13 protein-coding genes are annotated in these 14808 nt (G+C 59.5%); 6 read left to right on the top strand and 7 right to left on the bottom strand.

Features of this window, described 5'->3' with window-relative positions; genetic code table 11:
• Positions 1-28 precede the first annotated feature (28 nt).
• From ACQG0T_RS02690 to arcA, 4 genes are all read right to left on the bottom strand, one after another.
• On the bottom strand, positions 29-1432 hold the full coding sequence (locus ACQG0T_RS02690) for a YfcC family protein (protein ID WP_271040538.1): 1404 nt from the start codon (positions 1430-1432) through the stop codon (positions 29-31).
• Between the two features lie 46 nt (positions 1433-1478).
• Positions 1479-2483: an ornithine carbamoyltransferase gene (gene argF, locus ACQG0T_RS02695; protein ID WP_003863360.1), complete on the bottom strand. Its 1005-nt coding sequence runs from the start codon at positions 2481-2483 to the stop codon at positions 1479-1481.
• Between the two features lie 119 nt (positions 2484-2602).
• Positions 2603-3514 (bottom strand): carbamate kinase, encoded by a 912-nt coding sequence (gene arcC / locus ACQG0T_RS02700; protein ID WP_271040539.1) that lies wholly within the window; start codon positions 3512-3514, stop codon positions 2603-2605.
• A 10-nt stretch (positions 3515-3524) separates the two neighbouring features.
• Positions 3525-4745, bottom strand: a complete 1221-nt coding sequence (gene arcA / locus ACQG0T_RS02705) for an arginine deiminase (protein WP_017383903.1) — start codon at positions 4743-4745, stop codon at positions 3525-3527.
• A gap of 675 nt (positions 4746-5420) precedes the next feature.
• Between arcA and ACQG0T_RS02710 the strand changes: the two genes are divergently transcribed.
• The 5 genes from ACQG0T_RS02710 (at position 5421) to ACQG0T_RS02730 (ending at position 12231) form a co-directional block, all read left to right on the top strand.
• Positions 5421-5873 carry a YhcH/YjgK/YiaL family protein gene (locus ACQG0T_RS02710; protein ID WP_032103155.1) on the top strand — a complete coding sequence of 151 codons (453 nt, stop codon included), beginning with the start codon at positions 5421-5423 and terminating at the stop codon, positions 5871-5873.
• A gap of 236 nt (positions 5874-6109) precedes the next feature.
• A complete protein-coding gene (yagE, locus tag ACQG0T_RS02715; protein WP_023302991.1) occupies positions 6110-7018 on the top strand; it encodes a 2-keto-3-deoxygluconate aldolase in 909 nt (302 codons plus the stop codon).
• A 14-nt stretch (positions 7019-7032) separates the two neighbouring features.
• On the top strand, positions 7033-9000 hold the full coding sequence (gene yagF / locus ACQG0T_RS02720; protein ID WP_032103158.1) for a xylonate dehydratase YagF: 1968 nt from the start codon (positions 7033-7035) through the stop codon (positions 8998-9000).
• Between the two features lie 226 nt (positions 9001-9226).
• Entirely contained in the window at positions 9227-10609 is a 1383-nt protein-coding gene (locus ACQG0T_RS02725; protein WP_047735144.1) for an MFS transporter, read from the top strand.
• An 11-nt stretch (positions 10610-10620) separates the two neighbouring features.
• On the top strand, positions 10621-12231 hold the full coding sequence (locus ACQG0T_RS02730; RefSeq protein ID WP_213812389.1) for a glycoside hydrolase family 43 protein: 1611 nt from the start codon (positions 10621-10623) through the stop codon (positions 12229-12231).
• Between the two features lie 4 nt (positions 12232-12235).
• Here the strand turns inward: ACQG0T_RS02730 and xynR are convergent, their stop codons facing one another.
• The 3 genes from xynR to argL all read right to left on the bottom strand — a co-directional run bounded on the left by xynR (position 12236) and on the right by argL (position 14277).
• Positions 12236-12994, bottom strand: coding sequence for a DNA-binding transcriptional repressor XynR (xynR, locus tag ACQG0T_RS02735; RefSeq protein WP_045330298.1), 759 nt, complete (start codon positions 12992-12994; stop codon positions 12236-12238).
• Between the two features lie 213 nt (positions 12995-13207).
• A complete protein-coding gene (argF, locus tag ACQG0T_RS02740; protein ID WP_045330295.1) occupies positions 13208-14212 on the bottom strand; it encodes an ornithine carbamoyltransferase in 1005 nt (334 codons plus the stop codon).
• Entirely contained in the window at positions 14182-14277 is a 96-nt protein-coding gene (gene argL / locus ACQG0T_RS02745; protein WP_213083700.1) for a putative translational regulatory protein ArgL, read from the bottom strand. Before argL ends, argF (ACQG0T_RS02740) begins: the two co-directional genes overlap by 31 nt.
• Positions 14278-14376: 99 nt before the next feature.
• On the opposite strand from argL, the gene rraB reads away from it, so the two are divergent.
• Positions 14377-14802: a ribonuclease E inhibitor RraB gene (rraB, locus tag ACQG0T_RS02750; RefSeq protein ID WP_017694625.1), complete on the top strand. Its 426-nt coding sequence runs from the start codon at positions 14377-14379 to the stop codon at positions 14800-14802.
• The last annotated feature ends 6 nt before the right edge of the window (positions 14803-14808 follow it).

Here is a 14808-nt window from a genome sequence, read left to right on the forward strand (position 1 = left end):
CCGGATAAGCGCAGCGCCATCCGGCAAATTACAACAGGGCGCCCAGGCTTAACGCCACCATAATCACTACCGTTAAAATCCCCAGCAGCGGCGCGACCCATTTCAGATAGCGCACGTAGGGCACGCGGGCGATAGCCAGCCCGCCCATCACGACGGCAGAGGTGGGAGTGATCAGGTTAACGATGCCGGACGCCGACTGGTAAGCCGTAACCACCAGGTCGCGGTTGACGTTAGCGAAATCGGCAAGGGGCGCCATGATCGGCATCGTCAGAACGGCCAGGCCGGACGAAGAAGGCACAAGAAACGACAGCACCACTTCCAGCCAGTACATCACGTTGATGAACGCCACCGTCGACAATCCGGTGACCATTCCCTCGGCGCTGTGCAAAATGGTGTGGGTAATCATGCCCTTATCCATGATCACTACGATACCGCGCGCGATGCCGATAATCAGCGCGACGCCCAGCAAATCTCGCGCGCCGTTGATAAAGTTTGAGGTCAGCTCCTCTTCGCTCATGCGGGCGATCAGCCCGACGATAATCGCGCTGGCGAGGAACACCGCCGAGATCTCCGCCATCCACCAGCCCAGCACCGCCACGCCGTAGATCATCACCGCGAAGGCGAGGGCGAAGATCACCAGGATGAGTTTGCGCACCGGGGTAAACTCCAGCGACTGCTCGCCCTTGTTGCCGAGGAAGTGGGCGCGGTTCTCTTCCTGCTTATCCGCCACGATCGACAGCGACGGATCCTTGCGCACCTTGCGGGCATAGCGCATTACCCACGCCACGCAGATGATCCAGCCGATCACCAGCAGCGCGATGCGCAACATGATGCCGTTGGTGAAGGGGATCCCGGCGGCGTTGGCGGCGATCACCGTGGCGAACGGGTTGATGGTGGAGCCGAGGGTGCCGATCCCCGCGCCGAGCAGCACGGTGGACGCAGCAACCACCGGATCGAACCGCGCCGCCAGCATCACCGGCACCAGTAAGGTATAGAAGGGCAGCGACTCTTCTGCCATGCCGTAAATCGTGCCGCCTGCGGCAAACAGCGCCATCAGGATCGGGATCATCCACTCTTCGCGGCCGCGTAGTCGGGTGGTGACGCGCTCGATCCCGGCGTCTATCGCCCCGGTTTTAGTGACGATCCCGAGGAATCCCCCGATGATCAGAATAAACAGCGCCACGTCGATGGCCCCGGCCTGGCCGGACTCCGGATCGTACAGCCCGGCAATCGGCGCCATCAGCACCGAAACCAGCCCCTGCGGGTGCGCTGCCACGTGCGCGTAGGTGCCAGCAACCGGCACTTCTTTACCGAGCGCCTCGTTCATTGCCATATGGTACTGCCCGGCCGGAACAATCCACGTCAGCACGGCAACCACGGCAATCAGAAAAAAGAGAATGGTGTAAGCGGAGGGAAACTTGAACTTGCCCATGATGTTCTCCTGAACCCGGCGCACCCCGCGGCGCGCCGGGCGGTGATTAGTCGCCGAGTGTCGCCACCATGACCGCTTTAATGGTGTGCATGCGGTTCTCTGCTTCGTCGAAGACGATGGAGTTCGGTGATTCGAAGACCTCTTCCGTCACTTCCAGCCCCTTCAGGCCGTACGCCATTTCGATTTCGCGGCCCACTTTGGTGTGCTCGTTGTGGAACGCTGGCAGGCAGTGCATGAACTTGACGTTCGGGTTACCGGTGGCCTTCATCACGTCCGCGTTAATCTGATAAGGCTTCATCAGGCTGACGCGCTCGGCCCAGGCTTCCTTCGGCTCGCCCATGGAGACCCACACGTCGGTGTAGAGGAAATCGGTGCCCTGCACGCCTTCCTCCACGTCGTCGGTGAGGGTGATGCGTGCGCCAGTCTCTTTGGCGATGGCGCGGCACTGCTCAACCAGGCCCGCCTCCGGCCAGAAGGATTTCGGCGCCACAAGGCGGATATCCATCCCCATTTTGGCCGCGCCGACCATCAGGGAGTTACCCATGTTGTTCCGCGCGTCGCCGAGATAAGCAAAGCTCAGCTCCGGCAGGGTTTTGCCCGGAGAGTGCTCCAGCATGGTCATCAGGTCGGCGAGAATTTGGGTGGGGTGGAACTCGTCGGTCAGGCCGTTCCACACCGGCACGCCCGCGTACTCGCCCAGCTCTTCGACGATGGCCTGGCCGTAGCCGCGATACTCGATGCCGTCATACATGCGGCCCAGCACGCGCGCGGTGTCCTTCATCGACTCTTTGTGGCCAATCTGCGAACCGCTTGGGCCGAGGTAGGTGACCTGCGCGCCCTGGTCGAACGCACCCACTTCGAAGGCGCAGCGGGTGCGGGTGGAGGTTTTTTCAAAGATCAGGGCGATGTTTTTCCCGACCAGGGTTTGTTTTTCGCGTCCGGCTTTTTTGGCGGCCTTCAGCTCGATGGCGAGATCGATCAGGTACTGGATCTCTGCCGGGGTGTAGTCCAGCAGTTTGAGGAAGTTGCGGTTTTTCAGGTTAATGGTCATGGGGAAATCCTTTTTAAAATTTAGCTGTCTGATGCCCTCACCCCGGCCCTCTCCCACAGGGAGAGGGGGCGTACATTCCCTCTCCCTGTGGGAGAGGGTTAGGGTGAGGGGAAAACGACTCAGTTACGAATCAACGTGCCTTTCTCGCCCGCCAGGATCTCCGCGCCGTCGGCCAGTGCGCCGATCCCGGCAATGCCGTTGCAGGCCTCAACAAACTCGCGGCAGGCGGCCACTTTCGGCCCCATCGAGCCGGCGTCGAACTGCATGCCTCTGAGCAGCTCCGGCGTCACCTGCGCCAGCGGACGTTGGGTTGGCTTGCCCCAGTCGAGGTACACCGCGTCGGCATCGGTGAGGATCAGCAGGGCATCGGCCTCGATCTGGCGCGCCAGCAGGGCGGCGGAGAGGTCTTTGTCGATCACCGCCTCAATGCCGCGATAGCCGTTGGCGTTTTCCACCACCGGCACGCCGCCGCCGCCGTTGCAGATCACCAGGTGGTCGCGCTGAATCAGCGCCGTGATGGCGTCACTCTCGACGATGCGCTTCGGCTGCGGCGACGGCACCACGCGGCGGAAGTAGCTGCCGTCGGCCTTAAACACCCAGCCTTTTTCCGCGGCCAGCGCTTTGGCCTGGGCTTCGCTGTAGACCGGGCCGATGTACTTGGTCGGGTTGCTGAACGCCGGGTCGGCGGCGTCCACTTCCACCTGCGTGAGCAGGACGCTGACCTCGCGCTGGGGCAGATTGTTTTTCAGCGCCTGCTGGAGCATGTAGCCGATCATTCCCTGGCTTTCGGCGCCAAGAACGTCCAGCGGGTAGGGAGTGACTTTGTCGTAGGCGCTGTTTTGCAGCGCCAGCAGTCCGACCTGCGGGCCGTTGCCGTGCACCAGCACCACGCGCCCCTGTTCCGTTAAGCCGGCGATGGTGCGGGCGGCCTGCTCGATGTTCTGGCGCTGGATCTCCGCTTCCAGCGGCTCGCCGCGCTTGAGCAGCGCGTTGCCGCCAAGGGCCACAACCAGAGTGGGTTTTCGTTCCATGATGGCTCCTTTAAATTCCGTCGCGTTCCAGTGGGCAGCTCATGCAGCGCGCGCCGCCGCGACCACGTCCCAGCTCGTCGCCCGGGATCGGCAGCACGGTGATGCCTGCTTTGTCGTACTTCTCGTTGGTCCAGACGTTGCGCTCGTAGCCGATCACCACGCCCGGGCGGAGGGTCAGGACGTTGTTAGCGTCGTTCCACTGCTCGCGTTCGGCTTCAAAGGCGTCGCCGCCGGTGGTGATCAGGCGGACGTGGTTAATGCCGAGGGCTTTCTCGATGGCGTGCAGCAGGTCGGTTTCCTGGGTGCGCAGCAGGCCGCCGCGTCCGTCCGGGGTGAGCGTCCAGCACTGGGCGTCCTTGCGCACCACTTCCGGGTAAACGGAGAAGGTGTCCACGTCGATGTGGGTCATCACGGTGTCGAGGTGCATGCAGGAGCGGTGTTTCGGCAGCTCAACGGCAATCACGCGCTCGGCCTGGCGATGTTTAAACAGGCTGTTGGCGAGGAACTCCACGCCCTGCGGCGTCGTGCGCTCGGACATGCCGATCAGTACCGCCCCGCGACCAATCACTAATACGTCGCCGCCTTCTAATGTGGCGTGGTCGTAATTAATATTCTCGTCGCCGAAATACTTAATAAACTCGCCGTCGGCAAATGCGGGGTGCCAGCGATATATTGCCCGCAGGTTATTGGTTTCACGCTGGCGGGCGGGTTTCGCCATCGGATTAATGGAGACGCCGTTATATATCCAGCAGGAGGTATCGCGGGTAAATAAGTGGTTAGGCAGCGGCTTCATAATAAAATCATTCGCCGTGTGGGTATCGACCACCATATTTTTAATGGCCGCCGGAATTTCACCGTAGGTTAATCCGCCGCTTAATCTGCGCGCCAGTTCGCGGTGCGGCATATCCGCCAGCCAGCCGCGCACGTCGGCGGCAAAGGTTGGTCCCAGACGATAGTCGGAGATTTGTGTTTCAAGAAGCCAGGCTTTTGCTTCAGCAATATCAAGCGTTTGCGTAAGAAGGTCGGTCAACAGCAGGACTTCCACACCCTGCTCGCGCAGCGTGTTTGCGAAGATGTCATGCTCTTCACCCGCCCGTTCAACCGAGAGCACGTCATCAAATAGCAGCTCCTGACAGTTTGAGGGGGTTAACCGTTTCAGACTTAAATTAGGACGGTGCAGCATAACGCTACGCAATTGACCAATTTCCGAACCGACGTAATGCTTTTCCATAATTATTCCTTTAACTGTTTTTCAGAATAAAAAGGGCATGCGCCATGTGATGTGTTTAATTTCATGGCGGCTAAGCTCAATTGATTTCGTGATTTATAGTAGGCGCTTAAATAATGGTTATTGTGACATTGCTCACGCGAAAACCGATATTGAGCAGTTTATTTTCAATTGCATGATTCGTATCAGATAATGATTAATTTCATATTATTAAGGGATGAATAGCTAAGCAGGAACGGGTGGCAATATTTGAAGTTGTTATTATTTTGTAGAATCGCACGCTTTGAAATATTTAGTTATATTGTTGATTTTAATGGATAAAATGTTGTCACGGGAATAGCTATGCAATAATGACAGTTAACTATTTTTCACTTAAGAGAAATCAATAAATAATTATGGATTTTTAAAGGAAATAACCAAAGTGATAAAGTGTGATATGCCAACAGGTTTTGTGAGTTACGTTGTAAATTCAGTGAGTTAGATCCTATGTGCAAAGCGCATGAAATGAGGTTATGCATAACCACTGCATAAATGCCTGTGTGCAATTAACAATGGATTAACACATTTTCCGATAAACATGCGCTGACGCAAATCTTGTCTAAAAAGGGCTGGTATGGAAGAGGCAATTCTCGTATAAAACATGAAAATGAAACAATGTTTTAATATGAGGGTTGTATCATGATTATTGGCAATATTCATCATCTCCAGTCCTGGTTGCCAGAAGAGCTGCGCCAGGCCATTGAGCACGTTAAGGCCCACGTCACCGACGCAACGCCGACCGGTAAGCACGACATCGATGGCAACAGCCTGTTTTATCTGGTTTCGGAGGACATGACCCAGCCGTTCGCCGAGCGTCGCGCTGAATACCATGCACGCTATCTGGATATTCAGATTGTGCTAAAAGGTCAGGAAGGGATGACCTTCAGTACCCTGCCGCACGGTACGCCGGACACCGACTGGCTGGCGGACAAAGACATCGCGTTCCTGCCGGAAGGCGAGCAGGAGAAAACCGTGGTGCTGAGCGAAGGGGATTTTGTGGTGTTCTGGCCGGGCGAAGTGCATAAGCCGCTGTGCGCGGCGGGAGCGCCGGCGCAGGTGCGTAAGGTTGTGGTGAAGATGCTGGTAGAGTAACCCCTCACCCCGGCCCTCTCCCAAGGGGAGAGGGTGTAAAAGTTCCCTCTCCCCTTGGGAGAGGGTTAGGGTGAGGGCACCAGACCGCACCCACGCATAATGTGATCCAGCTTAAACTTCCCGCACTCCCTCATCCCTTCCCATTTACCTGCGCTTTTTCTGCGTCATAGTATTATCGTTAAATTAATGAACGCCGTTCTATAATGTAGAACAAAATGTTTCAGCAAGGAGATCTCATGCCGCAGTCCGCGTTGTTCACGGGTATCATTCCCCCTGTCTCCACCATTTTTACCGCCGATGGCCAGCTCGATAAACCGGGTACCGCCGCGCTGATCGACGATCTGATTGCTGCGGGCGTCGACGGCCTGTTTTTCCTGGGCAGCGGCGGCGAGTTCTCCCAGCTCAGCGCCGAAGAGCGTAAAACCATTGCCCGGTTTGCGATCGATCATGTCGATCGTCGCGTGCCGGTTCTGATCGGCACCGGCGGCACCAACGCCCGGGAAACCATTGAGCTGAGCCAGCACGCGCAGCAGGCGGGCGCGGACGGCATCGTGGTGATCAACCCCTACTACTGGAAAGTATCGGAAGCGAACCTGATCCGCTATTTCGAGCAGGTGGCCGACAGCGTCACGCTGCCGGTGATGCTCTATAACTTCCCGGCGCTGACCGGGCAGGATCTGACCCCGGCGCTGGTGAAAACCCTCGCCGACTCGCGCAGTAACATCGTCGGCATTAAAGACACCATCGACTCCGTCGCTCACCTGCGCAGCATGATCCACACCGTTAAAGGCGCCCATCCTCATTTCACGGTGCTGTGCGGCTACGACGATCATCTGTTTAATACCCTGCTGCTCGGCGGCGACGGGGCGATCTCGGCCAGCGGCAACTTTGCCCCACAGGTGTCGGTAAATCTTCTGAAAGCCTGGCGGGATAACGACGTGGCGAAAGCGGCTGAGTATCATCAGACCCTGCTGCAAATCCCGCAGATGTATCAGCTGGATACGCCGTTTGTGAACGTCATTAAAGAGGCGATCGTGCTCTGCGGTCGTCCGATTTCTACGCACGTCCTGCCGCCAGCCTCGCCGCTGGACGAGCCGCGCAAGGCGCAGCTGAAAACCCTGTTACAACAGCTCAAACTCTGCTGAGCCGGACGATAACGATGACCATTGAGAAAATTTTCACCCCACAGGACGATGCGTTTTATGCGGTGATCACCCACGCGGCGGGGCCGCAGGGCACGCTGCCGCTGACCCCGCAGATGCTGATGGAATCCCCCAGCGGCAACCTGTTCGGTATGACGCAGAACGCCGGGATGGGCTGGGATGCCAACAAGCTCACCGGCAAAGAGGTGCTGATCATCGGCACCCAGGGCGGCATCCGCGCCGGAGACGGACGCCCGGTCGCGCTGGGCTACCACACCGGGCACTGGGAGATCGGCATGCAGATGCAGGCGGCGGCGAAGGAGATCACCCGCAACGGCGGGATCCCGTTCGCCGCCTTCGTCAGCGATCCGTGCGACGGTCGCTCGCAGGGCACGCACGGCATGTTCGATTCCCTGCCGTACCGCAACGACGCGGCGATCGTGTTTCGCCGCCTGATCCGCTCCCTGCCGACGCGCCGGGCGGTGATCGGCGTGGCAACCTGCGATAAAGGGCTGCCCGCCACCATGATTGCGCTGGCTTCCATGCACGATCTGCCGACCATTCTGGTGCCGGGCGGGGCGACGCTGCCGCCCACCGTGGGGGAAGATGCGGGCAAAGTGCAGACCATCGGCGCGCGCTTCGCCAACCATGAGCTCTCCTTGCAGGAGGCCGCCGAGCTGGGCTGTCGCGCCTGCGCGTCGCCGGGCGGCGGGTGTCAGTTCCTCGGTACGGCGGGCACCTCGCAGGTAGTGGCGGAGGCGCTGGGTCTGGCGCTGCCGCACTCTGCACTGGCGCCGTCCGGGCAGGCGGTGTGGCTGGAGATCGCCCGCCAGTCGGCACGCGCGGTCAGTGAACTGGATAACCGTGGCATCACCACGCGCGATATCCTCACCGACAAAGCCATCGAAAACGCGATGGTGATCCACGCGGCGTTCGGCGGCTCCACTAATTTACTGCTGCACATTCCAGCCATCGCCCACGCGGCGGGCTGCACGATCCCGGACGTTGAACACTGGACGCGCGTCAACCGCAGGGTGCCTCGCCTGGTAAGCGTGCTGCCCAACGGCCCGGACTATCACCCGACCGTGCGCGCCTTCCTCGCGGGCGGCGTGCCGGAGGTGATGCTCCACCTGCGCGATCTCGGCCTGCTGCATCTGGACGCCATGACCGTCACCGGCCAGACGGTGGGCGAGAACCTCGACTGGTGGCAGACGTCCGAGCGCCGTAAGCGCTTCCGCCAGTGCCTGCGCGAGCAGGACGGCGTGGAGCCGGATGACGTGATCCTGCCGCCGGAGAAGGCAAAAGCGAAAGGGCTGACCTCGACGGTCTGCTTCCCGACGGGCAACATCGCGCCGGAAGGATCGGTGATCAAGGCCACGGCGATCGACCCGTCGGTGGTGGGTGAAGATGGCGTTTACCGCCACACTGGCCGGGTACGGGTGTTTGTCTCGGAGGCGCAGGCGATTAAGGCCATCAAGCGAGAAGAGATTGCGCAGGGCGATATCATGGTGGTGATCGGCGGTGGCCCGTCCGGCACCGGCATGGAAGAGACCTACCAGCTTACCTCCGCGCTGAAGCATATCTCGTGGGGCAAAACGGTGTCGCTCATCACCGATGCGCGCTTCTCGGGCGTGTCGACGGGGGCCTGCTTCGGCCACGTATCGCCGGAGGCGCTGGCGGGAGGGCCGATTGGTAAGCTGCGCGATAACGACATCATTGAGATTGCCGTGGACCGCCTGACTCTGACCGGTAGCGTGAACTTCATCGGTACCGCGGACAACCCGCTGACGCCGGAAGAGGGGGCGCGCGAGCTGGCGCGGCGGCAGACGCACCCGGACCTGCACGCTCACGACTTTTTGCCGGACGATACCCGGCTGTGGGCGGCATTACAGTCCGTGAGCGGCGGCGCCTGGAAAGGCTGTATTTATGACACCGATAAAATCATTGAGGTAATTAACGCCGGTAAAAAAGCACTCGGCCTTTAATTATTTTTTGAGAGAAAGTCGTCTGCGGAAAATATTCCGCGGACGGTTTTTGCTTGTCTTTAATTTTCTAATTTAAACAATGACTTGTGATATATCGTTGGCGTCACAAAAGCGAAATAACGTAATTCAGAAATAAGATATGACCATTGCTGGTTAATTGAGCATCTCATTACACTCCATTAACACGATGTTGTAATTCAGCACACTACATAAGGGTGTAATTCTGATGACGCAATTAACCATGAAAGACAAAATTGGCTACGGGCTGGGTGATACCGCCTGCGGCTTCGTCTGGCAGGCCACGATGTTCCTGCTGGCCTATTTCTACACCGACGTGTTCGGTCTCTCCGCGGGCATAATGGGGACGCTGTTTTTAGTTTCCCGCGTGCTCGACGCCGTGACCGATCCGCTGATGGGACTGCTGGTAGACCGCACCCGCACCCGCTACGGCCAGTTCCGCCCGTTCCTGCTGTGGGGCGCCATCCCGTTTGGCATCGTCTGCATGCTGACCTTCTACACGCCGGACTTCTCCGCGCAGGGCAAAATCATCTACGCCTGCGTGACCTACATTCTGCTGACTCTGGTCTACACCTTCGTTAACGTCCCGTACTGTGCCATGCCGGGGGTGATCACCGCCGACCCGAAAGAGCGTCATGCCCTTCAGTCCTGGCGTTTCTTCCTCGCCGCCGCGGGGTCGCTCGCCATCAGCGGCATCGCGCTGCCGCTGGTCAGCATCATCGGCAAAGGGAACGAGCAGGTGGGCTATTTCGGCGCCATGTGCGTGCTGGGTCTGAGCGGCGTGGTCCTGCTTTATGTCTGCTTCTTCACCACCAAAGAGCGCTACACCTTTGAAATGCAGCCTGGCTCGTCGGTGGCGAAAGATCTTAAGCTGCTGCTGGGCAACGGCCAGTGGCGGATCATGTGCGCCTTCAAGATGATGGCGACCTGCTCCAACGTGGTGCGCGGCGGGGCGACGCTCTACTTCGTCAAATACGTGATGGATCACCCGGAGATGGCGACGCAGTTTTTACTCTACGGCAGCCTCGCCACCATGTTCGGATCGCTCTGCTCGTCCCGCCTGCTGGGCCGCTTCGACCGCGTTACCGCCTTTAAGTGGATCATCGTCGCTTACTCTCTGATTAGCCTGCTGATCTTCTTCACGCCGGCGGAGCATATTGCCCTGATGTTCGCCCTCAACATCCTGTTCCTGTTCGTCTTTAACACCACCACGCCGCTACAGTGGCTGATGGCCTCTGACGTGGTGGATTACGAAGAAAGCCGCAGCGGGCGACGCCTGGACGGGCTGGTGTTCTCCACCTACCTGTTCAGCCTGAAGATTGGCCTGGCGATTGGCGGGGCGGTGGTGGGCTGGATCCTGGCGTACGTGAACTACTCCGCCAGCAGCAGCGTGCAGCCGGTCGAGGTGCTCACCACCATCAAAATTCTGTTCTGCGTGGTGCCCGTGGTGCTCTATGCGGGCATGTTCATCATGCTGTCGTTTTATAAGCTCACCGACGCCCGCGTGGAGGCCATCAGCCAGCAGCTGATCAAGCACCGCGCGGCGCAGGGCGAGGCCATTCCCGACGCCGCGACAGCCGTATCCCATTAACCGGAGGCAACATGGAAATCACTAACCCGATACTCACCGGCTTCAACCCGGACCCGTCCCTGTGCCGCCAGGGCGAGGACTACTACATCGCCACCTCGACCTTCGAGTGGTTCCCGGGCGTGCGCATCTATCACTCCCGCGACCTGAGAAACTGGTCGCTGGTCAGCACGCCGCTGGACCGCGTGTCGATGCTGGATATGAAGGGCAACCCGGACTCCGGCGGTATCTGGGCACCGTGCCTGAGCTACGCCGACGGCAAATTCTGGCTGCTCTATACCGACGTGAAGATTGTCGATTCGCCGTGGAAAAATGGCCGCAACTTCCTCGTCACCGCGCCGTCCATTGAGGGGCCATGGAGCGAGCCGATCCCGATGGGTAACGGCGGGTTCGATCCGTCCCTGTTCCACGACGACGATGGCCGCAAATACTACCTCTACCGCCCGTGGGGGCCGCGCCATCACAGCAACCCGCACAACACCATCGTGATGCAGGAGTTTGACCCGCAGACCGGCACGCTCTCGCCCGAGCGCAAAACGCTGTTTACCGGCACGCCGCTCTGCTACACCGAAGGGGCGCATCTTTATCGCCACGCGGGATGGTACTACCTGATGGTTGCCGAAGGGGGCACCAGCTACGAGCACGCCGTCGTGGTGCTGCGTTCCAAAAATATCGACGGGCCGTACGAGCTGCACCCGGACGTGACGATGATGACCAGCTGGCACCTGCCGGAGAACCCGCTGCAAAAGAGCGGCCACGGCTCGCTGCTGCAAACCCACACCGGGGAGTGGTATATGGCCTACCTTACCAGCCGCCCGCTGCGCCTGCCCGGCGTGCCGCTGCTGGCCTCCGGCGGACGCGGCTACTGTCCGCTGGGGCGCGAGACCGGCATCGCCCGCATTGAATGGCGCGACGGCTGGCCGTACGTGGAGGGCGGCAGGCACGCGCAGCTGACCGTGAAAGGCCCGCAGATGGCGGAGCAGCCCGCCGCCGTTCAGGGTAGCTGGCGGGATGATTTCGACGCCAGTTCGCTTGACCCTGAATTACAGACTCTGCGCATTCCGTTCGACGACACCCTCGGCTCGCTCACCGCGCGCCCCGGCTATTTACGGCTCTACGGCAACGACTCGCTCAACTCGACCTTTACCCAGTCGACCGTGGCGCGCCGCTGGCAGCACTTCATCTTCCGGGCCGAGACGCGGATGCAGTTCTCGCCGGTCCACTTCCAGCAGAGCGCGGGGCTGACCTGCTACTACAACAGCAAAAACTGGAGCTACTGCTTTGTGGATTACGAGGAGGGGCAGGGCAGAACGATTAAGGTGATCCAGCTTGACCACAACGTGCCGTCGTGGCCGCTGCACGAGCAGCCGATTCCGGTGCCGGAACAGGCTGAGAGCGTCTGGCTGCGGGTGGATGTGGATAGGCTGGTCTACCGCTACAGCTACTCGTTCGACGGCGAGACGTGGCACGCCGTGCCGGTAACGTATGAGGCGTGGAAGCTGTCGGACGACTATATCGGCGGGCGCGGCTTCTTCACCGGCGCGTTTGTGGGGCTGCACTGCGAGGACATCAGCGGCGATGGCTGCCACGCGGACTTCGACTACTTCACCTACGAGCCGGCCTGACGGCTCAGGCCGGGTAGCCCAGCGCGCGTGAGAGCTGGAGCCCGGCCTGCTGAAGCTGCTCGCGGAAATTAGCCAGCTCGGCGTCGTCCACGCGGGAGGTCAGCGTCGACAGGCTCAGGGCGGCAATCACGCGGGACTCGTGGTTCCACACCGGCACCGCCACGCAGCGCACGCCCTGCTCGTTCTCTTCGCTATCCAGGGCATAGCCCTGCTCGCGGGTCTGCGCCAGGGCACTCATTAAGGCTTCGCGAGAGGCAAGGGTAGAAGGGGTATAGGTGGTGTACTGATAGCCCTCCAGCAGGGCGTTCAGCTCGGCCTCGCCCAGCCAGGCAATCAACACTTTGCCGATGGCGGTGGCGTGAACCGGCAGGCGGCGGCCGATGCGCGAATAGGCGATGGCAGCGAGCTTGCCTTCAATCTTCTCGATATAGACCCCTTCACGCCCGTCCAGGATCCCCAGATGGGTAGTCTGCCCGGTTCGCCGGGACAGCTCCGTCAGCCAGCCTTTCGCCTTCTGACGAATATCGATAGAGCCCACGACAAAATGCCCGCGTTCGACCAGCTTCATGCCGAGGCGATACTTACCGTTCTCCGGGTTCTGATCGATATAGCCGTGAAGCTGGAGGGTTTTCAGCAGCGAGTGGAGGGTACTCTTGCTCAGCCCCATCAGTTTGCTGATGTCGGTGATCTTAAGCTCGGTGGCCTGCTCGTTGAACAGGTCGAGGATCTGCAACGCACGTTCAACAGACTGAATAATCGGCATAATGCTGGTATGTCCACGCTGGAATTAAGGCGAAAACGTACCTTTTTCGGGGTGAAAAATCAATTGAGTAGAGCGGGTTGTGGGAGAAAGGACATCAGCCGCATCGTCGCCTGATTTGCCCGGCGGCGCTGCGCTTGCACGGGCCTACGGGCTGGGTTTTCTCCCTCTCCCTGTGGGAGAGGGCCGGGGTGAGGGCACCAACGCGCAGAGGACTCAACCCCCAAGCGTCGCCACCATCACCGCCTTAATCGTATGCATCCGGTTTTCCGCCTGGTCAAACACGATGCTCGCCGCCGACTCAAACACCTCGTCCGTTACCTCCATCCCGCCGTGCAGATCGAACTCCTTCGCCATCTGCTTGCCGAGCGTGGTCTGGTCGTCGTGGAACGCCGGCAAACAGTGCAGGAACTTCACGTCCGGGTTGCCGGTCAGCGCCATCATCTGCGCGTTTACCTGATACCCACGCAGCAGCGCAATTCGCTCCGCCCACTTCTCTTTGGCTTCGCCCATCGACACCCACACGTCGGTATAGATAAAGTCCGCGCCCTTCACGCCCGCCGCCACGTCTTCCGTCAGGGTGATTTTCCCGCCGTGCTTTTCCGCCAGCGCGCTGCACTCTGCCACCAGGCTCTCTTCCGGCCAACAGGCCTTCGGGGCCACCAGGCGTAGATCCAGCCCGGTCAGCGCCGCCGCTTCCAGCATCGAGTTGCCCATGTTGTTGCGCGCGTCGCCCGCGTAGACCAGCGTCATCTCGTTAAACGCCTTGCCCGGCAGGTACTCCTGCATGGTCAGCAGGTCAGCCAGCAGCTGCGTTGGGTGGAACTCGTTGGTCAGCCCGTTCCACACCGGCACGCCAGCATACTGCGCCAGCGTCTCGACGACTTCCTGGCCGTGGCCGCGGTACTGAATGCCGTCGTACATCCGCCCGAGCACCCGTGCGGTATCCTTAATTGACTCTTTATGCCCAATCTGGCTGCCGCTCGGCCCTAAATAGGTAACGCGCGCGCCCTGGTCAAATGCGGCAACTTCGAAAGAGCAACGTGTACGGGTCGAGTCTTTTTCGAAGATGAGCGCGATGTTTTTACCGGTAAGCTTTTGTACTTCCTTGCCATTTTTTTTATCGGCTTTGAGCTGTGCGGCAAGGGTCAGCAGAGAAGTGAACTGTGCAGGGGTAAAATCGAGCAATTTCAGAAAGTGTTTCTTGTACAGATCAGACATTTTATCCTCGCATGGCGAACGCCACTTATTGAATTAAAATTCACTTTATATGTGTAATTATTCATTTGCAACCCCGTTTCACAAATCTTTCCAACAAAGGTGGAGGCAAACCCGTCCGTGTGTGAAAATAGAAGTATCTGCCGCACTTTAAAGAGGATTGACCCATGGCAAACCCGGAATTACTGGAAGAGCAACGCGAAGAGACGCGTCTGATTATTGAAGAACTGCTGGAAGACGGTAGCGATCCGGACGCGCTGTACACCATCGAACACCATTTCTCTGCGGACGACTTTGAAGCGCTGGAAAAAATGGCCGTGGAAGCCTTCAAGCTGGGTTACGAAGTGACCGAGCCGGAAGAGCTGGAAGTGGAAGAGGGCGACACCGTCATCTGCTGCGACATCCTGAGCGAAGGCGCGCTGAAGGCGGAGCTGATCGACGCGCAGGTAGAACAGCTGATGAACCTGGCCGAGAAGTTTGAAGTGGAGTACGACGGCTGGGGAACCTACTTCGAAGATCCGAACGGTGAAGACGGCGAAGAAGGCGACGACGAAGATTACGTCGACGAAGACGACGACGGCGTGCGTCACTAAGCGTTT

The organism is Enterobacter cloacae complex sp. 302F9 (assembly GCF_050030335.1).
GTDB classification, from domain to species: Bacteria; Pseudomonadota; Gammaproteobacteria; order Enterobacterales; family Enterobacteriaceae; genus Enterobacter; species Enterobacter hormaechei_C.